Origin of the sequence: Streptomyces sp. NPDC127108 (assembly GCF_042677545.1) — a bacterium.
GTDB lineage: Bacteria > Actinomycetota > Actinomycetes > Streptomycetales > Streptomycetaceae > Streptomyces.
In genome coordinates this window covers 1-16,018 of record NZ_JBHXTE010000056.1, presented here as the reverse complement: position 1 = coordinate 16,018, position 16,018 = coordinate 1, and the positions used below count along the sequence as shown (strand labels likewise).

Below are 16,018 nucleotides of genomic sequence, written 5' to 3'. Positions count from 1 at the left end.
TTTCTGAAGGTGAGTGAGGCATGCCGACGATCAGTTACTACGAAGCGGTCAACGACGCGTTGGAAAGGCTGGAGGACCTCGGGTACGAGCGCGGCGTCGGCGTCGACCTCGCCAATCACGGGCCCATGGGCGCAGAGGCCGTCGCGGTGCTCGGGCACGGCGACGAGGTGGCCCGCTGGATCGGGCGCTATCGCCGCGCCCTCGAGCACCACGAGCCCCCCGCCGCGCGCTTCGCCCTCGACCCCGCCGACGAGGCGTCGTGGCGGCCGGCGCTGGGTGATTTCGGCCGTGCGGGGGACTGGGAGCGGCTGTTCGCGCGCGAACTCGCCACCGCGCCCTGGCGCGACGCCCTCGCCCGCTGGTGGCCCCGCCTGCTCCCCGGCCTCTTCGCCGGTCTGACGCACGGCCTCATCCGGACGGCGCACGCGGTGCGCGGTCTCTCCGTCGCCGGGGAGACACCGACGCGGCTCCAGCTCGACGAGCTGGCCAGAGGCCTGGCGTACTGGGCCGCCCGTTATCGGGCCCTGCCCGGCAGCCCCGCCCTGCGCGGCCCCCGCGCCGTCCCGGAGGCCGTCGCCGCGCTGCCCCGCGTGCCGCTCGACGGCCCGCGCGGACCGTCCGTCGCCCTCGGCCGCATCGACGCCCTCGACCGACTCCCCGGGTACGCCGAGTCGTTGGAGTGGCTGGCACCGCACCCGGCGTCCCGCCTGCTCAGTGACATGACGCTGCAGTTCGCGGACGTGTATCTGGGCCACCCCGAGGTCTTCCCGGTGCCCCTCGTCCACGGCCTCACCGCGCCCGCGGCCGCCCGCCTCGTCCTGCCGCACCTGCCACAGGAGTTGTACGAGCCGACGCTCGCGCGGCTGTGGCAGGTCCAGTCGACCTTCCTGCTGGCCTTCACCACCGACCGGCGGGACGAGGAGTCGGGGGCCTGGCGGGCCGAGGCGGACGACCTGCCCCCGCTCGACGAACTCGGCGCCCGCGCCGTCGAGCACGGCGACGAGCACGTCATCAAGTTCACGGAAGGCTGCCTGCGGGAGTACGCACTGCGGCCCGACCCCCGCTATCCGGCGGCGGCGTACGCGGCCCAGCGCCGCATACCGCGCCTGGACGCGGGCGGCGGCGTGGCGGGGGTGTCTGCGGGGGCGGCAGGGGCGGCGGACTAGGGCCTGCTGATGGGCCGGCGCGGTGTCGCGGCATGGGACGGGTCCCGGTCGACGGGGCGATGGGCCAAAGCCGGAGGGGGTGATGGACAGAGCTGGCTGGGTCGATAGGCCGAGTAGAGGGGAGATGGACGGAGTCGGCCTGGGTGATGGGCCGAGTGGAGGGGAGGTGGACGGAGCTGGCCGGGGCGATAGGCCAAAGCTGGAGGGGGTGACGGGCCGAGCCGGCCGGGGCGATGGGCCGAGTCGACGGGAGGTGGACGGAATCGGCGGGGTGGTGGACGGAGTCGCCGGGGTGGTGGACCGACGGGCGGCGGCCCCAGGTGTGGACTGCCCGCCCGCGTGGGGGAGTTCGGGCCCGGCGTGAAGGCGTGCGCACGACCGTGGGGCAGTTCGGCGCGACTCTGGTGACGCGGGGGCGATCCGGACGGGGTCGGTCCGGGCGGGAGCGATCCGGGGCCGCCTCGTTCCGGTGAACCGGGAGTGGGCTGGCAGGGGCAGCGCGCAGGTGTGCCCCGGGCGCGTGTCACCGGGTGTATCCGGGCCCACACCCCGGTGTCTGCCGGGAGTGCGCCGGGCGCACCCGATCCGTCACAGCTCCTGCCACACGGCTTACCGACCGGCGTCAGATCCGTATTCTTCGGATCATGGCCGTTCCCCTCGCATATGCCCTCATCGCCACTGACCTCGACGGAACCTTGCTGCGCTGCGACGACACGGTCTCCGACCGGTCGCGCAGGGCCCTGGCCGCCGCGAGCGAGGGCGGCGCACGGCACCTCGTCGTCACCGGACGCCCCGCGCCCCGCGTGCGCCCGCTCCTGGAGGAGCTCGGCTGCGACGGGCTCGCGGTGTGCGGGCAGGGCGCCCAGTTGTACGACGCCGGGAGCGGCCGGATGGTGTGGTCGGTGACGCTGGACCGGGAGCTGGCCGAGGCCGCGCTCGGGAAGATCGAGGCCGAGGTCGGGCAGGTCTTCGCGGCGGTCGACCAGGACGGCGTCGACGGCCTGACGCTGATCGAGCCCGGGTACGAGATGCCGCACCCGACCCTGCCCGCCGTGCGGGTGCCCCGGCGTGACGTGCTGTGGGAGGAGCCGATCAGCAAGGTGCTGCTGCGGCACCCGGCGCTCGCGGACGACGAGTTGGCGGCGGTGGCCCGCGACGCGGTGGGTTCCCTCGCGACCGTGACGATGTCGGGGCCCGGCACCGTGGAGCTCCAGCCGTGCGGAGTGACCAAGGCGACGGGGCTTGCCCTCGCGGCGGAGCGGCTGGGGCTGAGCGCCGCCGACACGATCGCCTTCGGGGACATGCCGAACGACATCCCCATGTTCGTGTGGGCCGCGCACGGGGTGGCCATGGCCAACGCCCACCATGAACTCAAGGCGGTGGCGGACGAGTTGACCGCGTCCAACGAGGAGGACGGGATCGCGGTGGTGCTGGAGCGACTGCTGGGGTGAGGTGTGCGCGTGGGCCCTGGCTGCCCCGCCGCCCTGGCCGCTGGCTGCCCTGGACCCGGGGCCCTGGCTGCCCTGGTCCATGGCCGTCCCGGCCTCTGGTCCCAGGACGTGGCCCCTGAAGCGTGGCTCCTGGACCATGGCCGGAAACGTACACACGCCGGATCTCTGGCCGGATGACGTCAGCGCCCTCTGGTGGGGCCCGGGGTCCGGTGGGTGGGGCGCGTCGGGGTCGGCCCGGCGGTCCGGGCCGGTTCGGGTCGCGTGCCGACGGTGTGCCGGGAGTGGGGCGAGGGGGAGGACAGGTGGTGGCCGGGCGTCCGATGGAGGGAGGCATCACTCCCTTCATGTGGGGCACATCGTTCTCTGTGGAGTATTTCGGTCATTCCATGTCTATCGGGCACGCTGGTCTCCTCTGCTCGGGCAGGCGCTCGCTGTGATCGAAAGGCGACCGGATACGCTGACTTGAGTGATGGCAGCGACACATCGACAAACCGTGTCATCGACGAATGATCGACCGAGTGATCGACTTGTGATCGTCAGCAGACAGGAGAACCCCTCGTGACCGTCGTCGGGCCCTTCGGGCTGAGCGTGCGGGACCAGGCTCTCGAAGCCGATGTCCAGGCCGGGTTGGCGGCTGTCGAGGAAGGCCTGCTCGAGGCCACCAAGAGCGAGGTCCCCTTCATCACCGAGGCCGCGCAGCACCTCGTGCGCGCGGGCGGCAAACGTTTTCGGCCACTCCTGGTGATGCTCACGGCCCAGTTCGGCGACCCCTACGCCCCCGGTGTGGTGCCGTCCGCCGTGGTCGTGGAGCTGACGCACCTCGCGACGCTGTACCACGACGACGTGATGGACGAGGCCGATGTGCGCCGGGGTGTGGCCAGCGCCAACCAGCGCTGGGGCAACTCCGTCGCGGTCCTCACCGGCGACTTCCTGTTCGCGCGCGCGTCCCACACGCTGGCCGACCTCGGCCCCGAGGCCGTCAGGGTCCAGGCCGAGGCGTTCGAGCGGCTCGTCACCGGGCAGATCCTGGAGACGGCGGGACCGTCCGACGGGCGTGACCCCGTCGACCACTACCTCGAGGTGCTCGCGGGCAAGACCGGTTCGCTGGTCGCGGTCGCCTGCCGGTTCGGCGCGATGATGTCGGGGGCCGACGAGACGGTCGTGGACGTGCTCACGCAGTACGGGGAGCGGCTCGGGGTCGCCTTCCAGCTCGCCGACGACGTCCTCGACATCGCGTCCGAGTCCACCGAGTCCGGGAAGACGCCCGGCACCGACCTGCGGGAGGGCATTCCCACCCTGCCGGTGCTGCGGCTGCGGGAGCGGGTCGAGCGGCTCGGGCTCGCGGAGGACGTCGCGCTGTGCGAGCTGCTCGACTCCGACCTCACGGACGACGCGCGGCATGCCGAGGCGCTGGCCCGGCTGCGGGTGCATCCGGCTCTTGAGCTGGCTCGGCGGGACACGGTGCGGTACGCCGAGGAGGCCCGGGCCGCGTTGGCCCCGCTGCCCGAGTGCGACGCCAAGGCGTCGCTGGTCGAGCTCTGTGACCTGGTGGTCCACCGAGCGGGGTGAGCCTCGGGGCTTCGGCCCCCGCCCCGCTCCACCCCCGCCCCGCTCCACCCTTCCTCGCCCCGCCCCGCCCTCCGCCCCGGCGTTCGGTGTGTGACGCACGTCACTTGAAAATGCCCAGCCTGGATTGAGTCCAGGCTCAGATCCGTTCCGTACTCATGCCCAGAAGCTGACGCAGGGGGCGTCGGCCAAGGTACGGGGAGATTTCACATCATGGGCGCTATCAGCACTTCCGCGAAGAACCGTACGGTCACGAAGAACCGTCGCCGCACGCTGCTCGTCACCGGTGTCGCGGTCGCCGCGGCCGCCGGGGTGGCCGCCGCCGTCCTGCCCGCGACGGCGGACAGCGGGAGCGGGTCGCGGGCAAGCTCCACGAACGCCGCGCACGGCAGCGCGCACGGCGGCGGTGCGCACGGTGGGGACGCGGTCGAGGTGCAGAGCGGCACCGCGGCCCGCGGCGGCTCCCTCTTCGTGGCCAGCATGAACGGGGCCAACGAGGTACCCGTGCAGGGCGGCCCCGCCGTCGGGGACAAGGACGGCGCGGCCCTGCAGTTCGTGAAGGTCAAGGGCGACAAGGTCAGCGTCACCGTCAAGTGGCGCGGCACCGCCAAGCCGACCGCGCTCCACATCCACCAGGGCGTCAAGGGCACCAACGGCGGCATCAAGATCGACTTCACCAAGCTGCTCGCCAAGGCCAAGGACCAGCGCGTGACCGGCACGGTCAAGGTCACGGACGCGGCCCTGCTCAAGCAGCTCAAGGCGAACCCGAACGGCTTCTACGCCAACCTGCACACCGCCGAGTTCCCCGGCGGAGCCGTCCGCGGCCAGCTCCACAAGGTCACCGCGAACGTCTCCCTCGACGCGGCGGCCCGCAGCTTCCAGGCGTCCGTGCTCAAGGGCAAGCAGATCTACCAGTGCAAGAAGGCCGAGGACGGCTCGGGCGGCTTCACCTTCCAGCAGCGCGACGTCCGCGCGACCCTCGGCGGCCGCATCGCCCACGACTTCGTCGCGCCGAACTCCGGCACCCCGCGCTGGGTCGCGCCCGACCGCAGCGGCGTCACCGGCAAGCTCATCTCCAAGACGCCCAACGGCGCGAAGAACATCGCCGAACTCGACCTGAAGGCCAAGCAGGTCGGCAAGAAGCGCGGGCTGCTCGCCGGCACGACCGAGATCCTGCGCCTGAACACGGTGGGCGGCGTCCAGCCGTCCGGCAGCTGCGCCAAGGGCAAGGTCGTGGCGGTGCCGTACGGCGCCGACTACGTCTTCGTACAGCGCTAAGCGCTTCGCTGGCTGTGCGGTGCGAAGTCTGCGGGCCGTCAGTGGCTGGTCGCGCAGTTCCCCGCGCCCCTTCAGGGCGCTCTGCGCACCGCAGCGCCAGAACTCAACGCTCAGACCACGTGACGTACGTGCGGAACTCCCCCGTGACGCGACGTCGTCACCATCCCGGGCGGCACCTCCCCTTACGGGACGGGGGAGGTGCCGCCCCTTTTTGTCATCCCAGAGCAGTACGCGGAGTTGCTCCCGGGGTCTGACGCTTCCGCGTGGCCGATTTGGTCGGATGGAGACAGACGAAGACAGGTACCGACAACCACATCCTGACCAATTCGGGTGAGAATGGCGGCGCGGGGTGGACGAGTGCACGCGAGGAACGAATCGCCGCCGCCGACGACGGAGGTAAGGCACACAATGGCACCGTACGAACCGGAGCAGGACACCACCGAGGCAGACGAGCTCAGCGCGGGCCGCCGCAAGGCCGTGCGCTATGTCGTCCCGCTCGCGGTGGCGGGGGTGGCCGCGGCGACCATCGGGCTCGTCCCGGCACTCGCCACCTCGGGCGACCCGGATCTGCCGGACATCACCGCACAGGAACTCATCGAGAAGATCGCCGCGTCGGACACCGAGCAGCTCTCCGGCACGGTGAAGATCAGCACCGACCTGGGCCTGCCGTCGTTCGGCTCCGGCATGACCGGCGGTTTCGCGCCGGGCGCCGGGGGCGGCGGCGGGGACGACGAGGGCGGCAAGAGCGCGGCCGACCCGAGCGCCAAGCTGATGGAGCTGGCCTCCGGCACGCACACCCTGCGGATCGCGGCCGACGGCCCCGACAAGCAGAAGCTGTCGGTGCTCGACGACGCCGCCGAGTACAGCCTGATCCACAACGGCGACGACGTCTGGGCGTACGACAGCGCGTCGAACGAGGCGTACCACTCCAAGGACGGCGGCGCCCACGCCGACAAGAACGGCAAGGGCGGCAAGGGCGACCGGAAGGACCTGCCGAAGGAACTTCCCGCCACGCCCAAGGAGTTCGCCGAGCAGGCCCTGAAGGCGGCCGAGAAGTCCTCGACGTCGGTGAAGGTCGACGGCAGCGCGCAGGTCGCGGGCCGGGACGCCTACCGCCTGGTGCTCAAGCCGAAGGACTCCGGTTCGACGGTCGGCCAGATCACCATCGCGGTGGACGAGAAGACGGGTACGCCGCTGAAGTTCACGCTGTCCCCGGCCGGTGGCGGTTCCGCCGTCGTCGACGCGGGCTTCACGAAGGTCGACTTCGGCAAGCCGTCCGCCGCCACCTTCGACTTCAAGCCGCCGAAGGGCACGAAGGTCACCGAGGAGGGCGACGCGGCCAAGAAGCCCGGGCACCCCGGCGGGGACCTCGGGGACTTCAAGGGCGAGGGGCCCGAGGGCCTCAACGTCATCGGCGACGGCTGGACGTCCATCGCCGAGCTCAAGATGCCGGGCGGCCAGGGCCTGCCGACGTCGGCCGCCGGTTCCGACGAGGTGCCGCAGGAGGCGGCGAAGTTCCTTGACTCCCTCGGCGACAAGGTGAACGGCGACTTCGGTTCGGGCACGGTCTTCAAGACCCGCCTGATCAACGCCCTGGTCACCGACGACGGCAAGGTGTACGTCGGCGCGGTCACGAAGGACGCGCTGGTCAAGGCGGCGAACGCGGCCCACTAGGGGCGACGCGGCGCAAGGGCGGCGGTTGGCGGGTACCGGTCCGGTGCCCGTCGGCCGCCGCCGCATCGTTCAACGGGAGGACACCGGTGCCGAGCACCAAGGGCGGGACCAGGGGCAGCGTGATCGAGACGTCCGGGCTGACCAAGCGGTACGGCAAGCACCTCGCCGTGGACGGCCTGGACCTCAGCGTCCCGGGCGGCAGCGTCTTCGGGTTCCTCGGCCCCAACGGCTCCGGCAAGACCACGACGATCCGCATGCTGATGGGCCTGATCGAGCCGACTTCCGGGCGCGCCAAGGTCCTCGGCCGCCCCATGCCGTTCGAGACCCGCAGGGTCCTCCCGCACGTGGGCGCGCTCATCGAGGGCCCCGCCCTCTACGGCTTCCTGTCGGGCCGCGACAACCTCCTTCGGTACGACTCCGCCGACCCGACCGCCGACCCCCGCACCCGCCGGGCGCGCGCCGACGCGGCCCTGGACCGGGTCGGCCTGACCGCCGCCGCGGGCAAGAAGGCCAAGGCGTACTCGCTCGGCATGAAGCAGCGCCTCGGTCTGGCCGCCGCCCTGCTGCAGCCGCGGGAGCTGCTCGTCCTGGACGAGCCGACGAACGGGCTCGACCCGCAGGGCATGCGGGAGATCCGCTCCCTGGTGCGGGAGCTGGCGTCCGACGGCACCACCGTCTTCCTCTCCTCGCACCTCCTGGACGAGATCGAGCAGGTCTGCACGCACGCGGCGGTGATGGCCCAGGGCCGTCTGATCACGCAGGGCCCGGTCGCCGAACTCGCGGCGGGCGCGCGCGGACGGCTCACGGTGACGACCCCGGACACCGGTGACGCGGCCCGCGTCCTGAAGGAACTCGGCGTGGCCGACCTGGTCGTCACCGAGGACCGCGTCACGGGCGAGCCGCCCGGCACGGACCTCGCCGACGTGAACGCCGCACTGGTCGAGGCGGGCGTCCGCGTCCGTGGATTCGGCGTCGAACGGGCCTCCTTGGAGGACGCGTTCGTCGCGCTGACGGGAGAGGGATTCGATGTCGCGGGCTGAAGTGACGGCCGGGGCGGACGGGGTGGACGGGGCGGACAAGGCGCACCCCACCAAGGCGCACCCCACCGGACAAGCCACCGAGGCGCACCCCACCGGACAAGCCACCGAGGCGCACCCCACCGGACAAGCCGCCGCCCCGCGCCCCGTGCGTCTCGCCTGGACCCTCGGCCTGTTCCGCAGCGAGCTGTCCATCACCTTCCGCCGCTGGCGCACCCTCGCGCTGCTCGCGGTGCTCGCCGCCGTGCCCGTGCTCGTCGGCATCGCGGTGAAGATCGAGACGAGCGACGGCGGCTTCGTCGGCGGCGGCGGGCCGGACGGGGGCGGCGGGCCCGCGTTCATCGCGCAGGTCACCAACAACGGTCTGTTCCTGGTGTTCACGGCGCTCGCCGCGACCTTGCCGTTCTTCCTGCCGATGGCGATCGGCGTCGTCGCGGGCGACGCCATCGCGGGCGAGGCGAGCGCCGGGACGCTGCGCTACCTCCTGGTGGCGCCCGCGGGCCGCACCCGGCTGCTGCTCGCCAAGTACGCCACCGCGCTGACGTTCTGCCTGGTCGCGACGTTGGTGGTGGCGGCGTCCGCGCTGGCGGTGGGGGCGTTGCTGTTCCCGCTCGGGGAGGTCACGACGATCTCCGGGACGCGGATCAGCTTCTCGGACGGGCTGCTGCGGGCCCTGCTGATCGCGCTGGTCGTGGCCGCCTCACTGATCGGGGTCTCGGCGCTCGGCCTGTTCGTGTCGACGATGACGAGCAGCGGCATCGCCGCCATGGCGACGACCGTGGGTCTGCTCATCACCGTGCAGATCGTCGACCAGATCCCGCAGCTGCACGCGATCCACCCGTATCTGTTCTCGCACTACTGGCTGTCCTTCGCGGACCTGATGCGCGACCCGGTCTACTGGGACGACCTGGTGAAGAACCTGGGCCTCCAGGCGCTGTACGCCGGGGTGTTCGGGTCGGCGGCGTGGGCGCGGTTCGGGACGAAGGACATCGCTTCGTAGGCCGGGGCCCACTGGCCGTCCGAGGCCCACCCTCCGGCCAAGTCCTACTCGCTGTAGTCCGAGGAGCTGAACGGGAACTGCGCCACCGGGATGTCCTCCTGGGCGAAGAACGTCTTGGCGCGCGCCAGGGCCTCGGTGTCGTTCAGGACGTGCCCGGGGCGGGTGCCGTTGCCGAGCAGGACGCCGCCGAAGCGCATCGGGAAGAACGCGGCCGTGCTGAGCAGCGTGCCGACCAGCGGGTCCGCCGCGGCCTCGTTGCGGTCGGCGAGGGCGGTCACGCCCCACAGGGTGCGGCCCGCCAGGGTGTCCTTGAAGTCCAGCTCGGGGACCTCGAGCCAGGCGTCCCAGTAGTCCAGGTAGCGCTTGACGGTGGCGGACAGCGAGTACCAGTACAGCGGCGACGCGATGACGATGTCCGTGGCGTCGAGGGTGGCGTCCAGGAGCAGCGCCTCGTTGTCGCCCTCCGGGCGGGGGCGGGCGCGCGGGGTCGTGTCGTCGTGGCGCAGGTCCTGGAAGTCGGGGAGCGGGTGGTCGGCGAGGTCGATCCAGCGCTGTTCGACGTCCGCGGGCAGCTGCTCGGCGGCCTTGCGGGCCAGCATGGCGGTGTTGCCGTCGGGGCGCGCGCTGCCGTGGACGAAGAGGAACCTGCGGGTGGCCATGGGTCTCCCTGGGATGACGTGCGCCCTGCTTGCGCACAGCGAATGCCTGCGCATGCACTATATGCACGCGCAAGCATTCGCGTCCAGGGCTCTACTTCCAGGGCCCTACGTCCGGGGACCTAGGAGGACAGACCCCACACGGCGTACGCGACCGCGTCGCTGTTGCGGTCGATCGCGGTGTTGTTGATGTTCGACGTGGTGTCGCACGACGAGTGGTAGCAGCGGTCGAACGCCTGGCCCGCCGTGCCGCCCCACTTCTGGGCCTGGGCCGAGGACTTGGCGGTGCTCGCGCCGGAGAAGATGCCGCCGACCGGGACGCCCGCGTTCTTGAACGGCGCGTGGTCGGAGCGGCCGTCGCCCTCGCGGTCCGGCTCGGTGCTGACGTTCAGACCCGAGTAGTACGCCTTGAAGGTCCGCTCGATGGTGGGGTCGTCGTCGTACACGAAGTAACCCGGGTTCGGCGAGCCGATCATGTCGAAGTTCAGATAGCTCTTGATCTTCGTGCGCTCGGCCGCGGGCAGGCCGCGGACGTAGTTCGAGGAGCCGATCAGGCCCAGCTCCTCGGCGCCCCACCAGGCGAACCGCAGGTGCTTGGTGGGCTTGTACTGCTCACGGGACACCGCGAGGGCGGTCTCGAGGACGGCGGCCGAGCCGGACGCGTTGTCGTTGATGCCGGCGCCGCGGCTGACGCTGTCGAGGTGCGAGCCGGCCATGACGATCTGGTTGGCGTCGCCGCCGGGCCAGTCGGCGATCAGGTTGTAGCCGACGCGGCCGCTGGTGGTGAACTGCTGCACGGTGGTGGTGAATCCGGCGGCGTCCAGCTTGCCCTTGATGTAGTCGATCGAGGCCTTGTAGCCCGCGCTGCCGTGCGATCGGTTGCCGCCGTTGGCGGAGGCGATCGACTGGAACTGCGAGAGGTGAGCCTTGACGTTGGCCACGGGGATGTCCGGGGCGGCCGCGCGCGGGGGCGCGGACGTGCCGGTGGAACCGGTGGCGGCGGTGGATATCGCGCTGGTCGTCAGAAGTGCGGCGGCGGCTATGACGGCCGCGGCCGCGCTGCGTCCGGTGACGGAGAGTCTCATGTGGGGGGCTCCGGCTTTCCGTGAGTTGAATTCCGAATGAGCCTGGAGTGCCCGATGGTGGAGTGGTGTTGAGTTCACGTCAAGAGCGGGATCCGGACGGAGTGTTCCGCATACCGGTTCGCCGAATCAGGGCGCCGGGCCCTCAACCTCCGCCCGTACGACGGAAATTCACAGGTCAGGCGGTACGAGAACACGCCATCCGCGCGCGTAGGTGTCCGGCACCGCGACCCGCACCCAGTCCCTGGCCCAGGTCGGCGCCGCATGCTCCCGCAGCACCAGCACGTCGGGCCGCCGCCGGTCCCCGGGCCGCCGTTCGTGCGGGCGCGGGGCGGGCTCGCAGCCGGCCACGTACGCCAGCGGAATCACCGACGTGTTGCCGCCGAGCAGGCAGGGCGGCCGCACCCCCCGCTCGTGCACGACCGCGGCCACCCGCGCCCAGTCCTCCCGCGCCTCGGACTGGATCCGGTAGTTGGAGCTGACGAGCGAGCCCTGCATGGCCAGATGCCCGGCGAGCAGCCCCGCGAGCACGCCCCCGGCCAGCGCGGGCCGCCGCACCGACCGGGCCCACCGCACCGCCGCGAGCACCCCGAGCCCCGCGGGCACCGCGAACAGCGCGTGGGTGGGCAGCAGGAACCGGGGCGCGGTGTACGGCACCACGAGGACGTAGGGCAGCGCGGCGCACAGCCCGACGGCCAGGGCCAGCCGCGCCGCCGTCGCCGTCTGCCGGAACCGCCGCGCCGACCACAGCCCGAGGGGCACGAACGCGGCGAGCAGCACCCACCAGGTGAGGGACGGCACCCGCACCCCGTCGCCCTCGCACGGACGGCACAGCAGCGGCCCGTCGATCGCCGTGAACTGGTGAAGGAGTGAGTCCGTGAACCGCAGCCCGCCTTGCACTTCACTCGCGTCACTGAGCCGTTCGCTTACGCCACCGAAGCGAACGTACGCCTCGACGGCCCACGGCAGCAGACCCGCCCCGAGGCCGCCGAGCACGGCGAGCGCCCGGCCCCGCGAGCGCCACAGCGGCACCAGGGCGGCGGCGAGCAGCGGCACGGCCACGGAGACGCCGTCGTTGGGTCGCATCAGGGCGGCGACGAAGACGCCTGCGGCGATGCCCGCGTACGTGCGCGGCCCGGGGCGGCGGCGCAGGAAGAAGCCGACGGCGGCCGCCGTGCCCATGGCCGTGTAGTGGTTCGGCATCGCGGCGTCGGCGTAGAACACGGCCGTCCACAGGCTGCCGTACAGCGCGGCCGCCACCCCCGCCACGTACGGAAGCCGGGGCACGGACCGCAGCCAGGGCCGGAAGCCCAGGTACAGGGCGGCGGTCGCGAGCGCGGTCAGCCACATCCGGAGCAGCACGACCGAGTCGCTCCAGGAGGCGACGGGCGCGAGCAGCACGGGCACGCCCCGGGTGCGGGGCGCGCTGAAGGGCACGCCGGGCGCGTGGTCGGGGGCGTAGGGGCCGAAGCGGCTGGCGTAGACGAGCTCGTCCCAGCCGAGCCGCAGGTCGAGGGGGACCAGGGTCAGCGAGGCGAGCGCGAAGAGGGCGCACACGGCGATGAGCAGCCGATGGGCCAACTGTTCGCGGTCGCGACGGACGGGGCGCTCGCGCTGCGGTTTCCACTGCTCGACGACGGACACAGGACCACGGTAGGAAACGGGGCGCGGTGGTGGCAGTACGCGTGCCGCCGGGCGTGGCGCGGGGCGGTGCCCGTGCGGCGCGAAGTCGCCGGTGCGGCGGGCGCGGGCGGGCGTGGCGCGGTTCACGGCGTGGGCTGTTCGGGCGAAGGGCCGCCGAGCCCTGAGGATGAGCCCATGCACATAGGTATCGCGCTGCCGCAGTACGGAACCCACGCCCGCGCCGAGGTCATCGCCTCCTTCGCGCGGGACGCGGAGGCCGCCGGGTTCGACTCGCTCTGGGTCGGCGACCGCTCGCTGACCCCGGTCGAGCCCAGCGACCTCTACCCCGGGCACACCCCGGAGCACCCGTATCCGGCCGAGTACAAGACCTTCCTCGACCCGCTTGTCGTGCTCACCGTCGCCGCCACCGCCACCACCCGGGTCCGCCTCGGCACGAGCACCCTCAACGCCCCCTGGTATCCGCCCCTGTTGCTGGCGCGCTCGCTCACGTCCCTGGACCGGGTCAGCGGCGGCCGTCTGGACGCCGGGCTCGGCATCGGCTGGCTGCGGGACGAGTACACGGCCGTGAACGCCGACTTCGGCAGGCGCGGGGCCCGGCTGGAGGAGATCCTCGACGTCCTGGAGGGGATCTGGGCGCGGGAGGTCTTCGGGCACAAGGGCGAGCACTGGGAGATCCCGCGCTCGTACGTCGGACTCCGCCCCGCCCAGCGCTCCGGGCCGCCGCTCTACCTGGGCGGGTTCAGCCCGGCCGCGATGGCCCGCGTCGGCCGCAGGGCCGCCGGGTGGGTCGGCGTCTCGCTGCCCGCCGAGGCGCAGGCGGGGCTGTGGGGGATCGCGCGGCGCGCCGCCGAGGAAGCGGGCCGGGACCCGGACGCGCTGCGCCGCCAGATCCGGCACAACCCGAGGCCCGGGGCGACGGAGGAGGAGATCGCCGCCGTGCTGCGCGGGGTGCGGGACACCGGGGCGGAGAGCTCCTTCGTGGACCTCCAGCAGTGCGTGCGGGAGCCGATGGAGGCGCTGGAGCTGGGGAGCGCGGTGCTGGAGCGGGTGCGGCGGGGTTAGGGGCTGTCCGGCGGGGTGGCCCCGTACCGGCCCGGTTGCTGTGGGCCGGTACGGGGGAAGCCTCAGACCGCCGCGGGGCGCCGCATCGCCCACAGGGTCGGCCCGCCGCCCGGCAGTTCGACCTCGCCGAGCACCGTGAACCCGAAGTGCTCGTAGACCGGGAGGTTGTCCGGCTTGGACGACTCCAGGTAGACCGGCAGGCCGTCCGCGTCGGCCTTGGCGAGGCCCGAGCGGAGCAGGGCGGAGCCGTGGCCCTGGCCCTGGGCGGCGGGGTCGGCGCCGACGACGGCCAGGTACCAGTGCGGCTCCTGGGGGCCGTGCTCGGCGGCGAGCTCGACGGCCTCGCGGAACAGCGGGGCGCGGTCGCCCAGTATCTCCGTCAGCTCCTGGACGGTCCCGGCGTCCGGAACGGCCTTGTCCTGCGCGCCCGGCGGCACCCAGAACGAGGCGGCCGACTCGGTGCGCTCGCAGACGCCGTGGCGGCCGTACTGCCGGGTGAAGATCGTGGCGAAGTAGCGGCCGAGGCCCGTCTCGCGCGTGGCCTCGTCCGGGAAGAACCAGCGCATCATCGGGTCGTCGTCGAAGGCGAGCGTCAGGGTGCGGCTGATCGCCGCGGCGTCGTCGAGCGTCGCGGGCCGCGGCGAGTTGGCCGCACTCGCCGCATTCGTTGTATTGGTCATCGACATGCGGCTCATTGTGCACTTGGTGATCTTCGGTGCCCGGGCCAGGGGGTATGCGCGCAGCGCGCGGGCTCAAGGGCTCTGCTGGCTCAGCGGGTTCAAGGGATCTGCGGGATCAGGGCCGAAGCGGCGGCGGTACGCCGAGGGGCTCAGGCCCGTCTCGCGGCGCAGCCGGGCCCGCAGGTTGGCCGCCGTGCCGAGGCCGCTGCGGTGGGCGACCACGTCGAGCCGCTCCTCGCCGCGCTCGATGAGGCGGCACGCGAACGCGGTGCGCTCGCCGTTCAGCCAGGCCAGCGGGGTGGTGCCGAGCTGCGCGCGGAAGCGCCGGTGCAGCGTCGCCGGGCTGACGGCGGCGCGCGCGGCGAGGTCGGGGACCGTGAGGGGTTCGCCGAGCCGCTCCTGGGCCCAGGCGAGCAGCGGCGCGAGCGACTCGTCGGGTACGTCGGGGACGGGGCGCTCCACGAACTGCCGTTGGCCGCCGTCCCGGTGGGCGGCGAAGACCAGGCGCCGCGACACGGAGTTGGCGACCTCCGCGCCGAAGTCGCGGCGCACGACGTGCAGTCCGAGGTCGAGCGCGGCGGCGCTGCCCGCGGCGGTGAGGATGTCGCCGTCGTCGACGAAGAGGACGTCCGGTTCGAGGTGGACGGCGGGGAAGCGGCGCCGGAAGTCGTCCGCCCACTGCCAGTGCGCGGTGGCCCTGCGCCCGTCGAGGACCCCGGCCTCGGCCAGGGTGAAGGCGCCGCTGCAGAAGCCGACGAGGCGGGCGCCGCGCGCGTGGGCCCGGCGGACGGCGGCCAGGACGGCGGGGCGGCGGGGGACCTCGGTGTCGGGGCGGTTCGGCACGATCAGGGTGTCCGCGGTGTCGGCGGCGTCGAGGGCGGCGACCCCGGTGAGGGTGAAGAAGCCGTCCCGCATCAGGGTGCGCGGCTCGGGCGAGCAGAGCGTGAACTCGTACAGCTCCCGGCCGAGTTCGGGCCTGCGCAGACCGAAGACCTCGGAGGCGCAGCCGAGCTCAAAGGGGTTGGAGTTCTCGTCGACGATGACGACGACGCGGTGGAGGCGGGTGTCGGACGGGGCGTCGCGGCGGGTGTCGGACGGGGCGTCGGGGCGGTGCCGGGCGCCCGATCCGAACGCGTGAGAGTTTTCTTGCGCCATATGCGATTTCTAGCACTCGTGGCGGCCCCGGCCAAGGCCGACGATGAGTCCATGACCAACGAAACCGCCGCCCACAGCGGCGATCCGATAGCCCTGTCCGACGCCCTGGCCTCCTTCGACGCGCTCTGGAGCCCCCGCATCGTCACCCGGGTCAACGACTACGACGTCCGCGTCGCCAAGGTCGAGGGCGAGTACCTCTGGCACGTCCACGAGGACACCGACGAGTTCTTCCTCGTCGTGGAGGGCGAGCTGGACATCGCCCTGCGCGACGCCGCGGGCGAGCGCACCGTCACGCTGCCCCGGGGCTCCGTCTTCACGGTCCCGCGCGGCACGGAGCACAAGCCGATCGCCCGGAGCCGCGCCTCGATCCTGCTGTTCGAGCCCACGGGCACGCTGACGGTGGGGGACCGGCACGAGGAGGTCCCGGACTACGTGGACGCGACGACGGGCCACGCGCTGGCCTGAGGCCGGGCTAGGGCCTGTCCGATGGGTCGGCGCGGCGTCGCGGCGTCTGGCACGCACGCTCGCCGCGTTGCCGAAAAGCCCTAGTAGCTCCTTCCCCAAGCT

General features: G+C 72.6%; 14 protein-coding genes. 9 read left to right on the top strand and 5 right to left on the bottom strand.

From position 1 onward, the window contains the following. The first annotated feature begins 20 nt into the window (after positions 1 to 20). The 7 genes from ACFVHO_RS34940 to ACFVHO_RS34910 all read left to right on the top strand — a co-directional run bounded on the left by ACFVHO_RS34940 (position 21) and on the right by ACFVHO_RS34910 (position 9,172). Complete coding sequence (locus ACFVHO_RS34940) at positions 21 to 1,166, top strand: hypothetical protein (protein WP_385723804.1); 1,146 nt, start codon at positions 21 to 23, stop codon at positions 1,164 to 1,166. Between the two features lie 644 nt (positions 1,167 to 1,810). Next, a complete protein-coding gene (locus ACFVHO_RS34935; RefSeq protein ID WP_385723801.1) occupies positions 1,811 to 2,617 on the top strand; it encodes an HAD family hydrolase in 807 nt (268 codons plus the stop codon). Positions 2,618 to 3,175: 558 nt separating this feature from the next. Then, the gene (locus ACFVHO_RS34930; RefSeq protein ID WP_289947119.1) at positions 3,176 to 4,186 is read left to right on the top strand and encodes a polyprenyl synthetase family protein; all 1,011 of its coding nucleotides are present in this window, start codon (positions 3,176 to 3,178) and stop codon (positions 4,184 to 4,186) included. A gap of 210 nt (positions 4,187 to 4,396) precedes the next feature. Next, on the top strand, positions 4,397 to 5,461 hold the full coding sequence (locus ACFVHO_RS34925) for a CHRD domain-containing protein (protein WP_385723798.1): 1,065 nt from the start codon (positions 4,397 to 4,399) through the stop codon (positions 5,459 to 5,461). Between the two features lie 408 nt (positions 5,462 to 5,869). Next, complete coding sequence (locus ACFVHO_RS34920) at positions 5,870 to 7,135, top strand: outer membrane lipoprotein carrier protein LolA (RefSeq protein ID WP_385723796.1); 1,266 nt, start codon at positions 5,870 to 5,872, stop codon at positions 7,133 to 7,135. 86 nt (positions 7,136 to 7,221) lie between these two features. Beyond that, a complete protein-coding gene (locus ACFVHO_RS34915; protein WP_385723793.1) occupies positions 7,222 to 8,175 on the top strand; it encodes an ABC transporter ATP-binding protein in 954 nt (317 codons plus the stop codon). Beyond that, positions 8,162 to 9,172 carry an ABC transporter permease gene (locus ACFVHO_RS34910; protein ID WP_385723790.1) on the top strand — a complete coding sequence of 337 codons (1,011 nt, stop codon included), beginning with the start codon at positions 8,162 to 8,164 and terminating at the stop codon, positions 9,170 to 9,172. The genes ACFVHO_RS34915 and ACFVHO_RS34910 overlap by 14 nt, the downstream gene beginning before the upstream one ends. A gap of 44 nt (positions 9,173 to 9,216) precedes the next feature. On the opposite strand, the gene ACFVHO_RS34905 is transcribed toward ACFVHO_RS34910, so the two are convergent. The 3 genes from ACFVHO_RS34905 to ACFVHO_RS34895 form a co-directional block, all read right to left on the bottom strand. Then, positions 9,217 to 9,831 (bottom strand): flavodoxin family protein, encoded by a 615-nt coding sequence (locus tag ACFVHO_RS34905; protein ID WP_385723787.1) that lies wholly within the window; start codon positions 9,829 to 9,831, stop codon positions 9,217 to 9,219. Positions 9,832 to 9,950: 119 nt separating this feature from the next. Continuing rightward, positions 9,951 to 10,913: a M28 family metallopeptidase gene (locus ACFVHO_RS34900; RefSeq protein WP_385723784.1), complete on the bottom strand. Its 963-nt coding sequence runs from the start codon at positions 10,911 to 10,913 to the stop codon at positions 9,951 to 9,953. Positions 10,914 to 11,081: 168 nt separating this feature from the next. After that, positions 11,082 to 12,554 (bottom strand): hypothetical protein, encoded by a 1,473-nt coding sequence (locus ACFVHO_RS34895; protein WP_385723781.1) that lies wholly within the window; start codon positions 12,552 to 12,554, stop codon positions 11,082 to 11,084. 174 nt (positions 12,555 to 12,728) lie between these two features. On the opposite strand from ACFVHO_RS34895, the gene ACFVHO_RS34890 reads away from it, so the two are divergent. Then, positions 12,729 to 13,616: a TIGR03619 family F420-dependent LLM class oxidoreductase gene (locus ACFVHO_RS34890; protein WP_385723779.1), complete on the top strand. Its 888-nt coding sequence runs from the start codon at positions 12,729 to 12,731 to the stop codon at positions 13,614 to 13,616. Positions 13,617 to 13,678: 62 nt separating this feature from the next. On the opposite strand, the gene ACFVHO_RS34885 is transcribed toward ACFVHO_RS34890, so the two are convergent. Both ACFVHO_RS34885 and ACFVHO_RS34880 read right to left on the bottom strand, forming a co-directional pair. Beyond that, positions 13,679 to 14,311: a GNAT family N-acetyltransferase gene (locus ACFVHO_RS34885; protein ID WP_385723776.1), complete on the bottom strand. Its 633-nt coding sequence runs from the start codon at positions 14,309 to 14,311 to the stop codon at positions 13,679 to 13,681. Positions 14,312 to 14,368: 57 nt separating this feature from the next. Then, positions 14,369 to 15,451 carry a helix-turn-helix domain-containing protein gene (locus tag ACFVHO_RS34880; protein ID WP_385723773.1) on the bottom strand — a complete coding sequence of 361 codons (1,083 nt, stop codon included), beginning with the start codon at positions 15,449 to 15,451 and terminating at the stop codon, positions 14,369 to 14,371. Positions 15,452 to 15,502: 51 nt separating this feature from the next. Between ACFVHO_RS34880 and ACFVHO_RS34875 the strand changes: the two genes are divergently transcribed. Further along, positions 15,503 to 15,916, top strand: a complete 414-nt coding sequence (locus ACFVHO_RS34875; RefSeq protein WP_385723770.1) for a cupin domain-containing protein — start codon at positions 15,503 to 15,505, stop codon at positions 15,914 to 15,916. Positions 15,917 to 16,018: the final 102 nt, after the last annotated feature.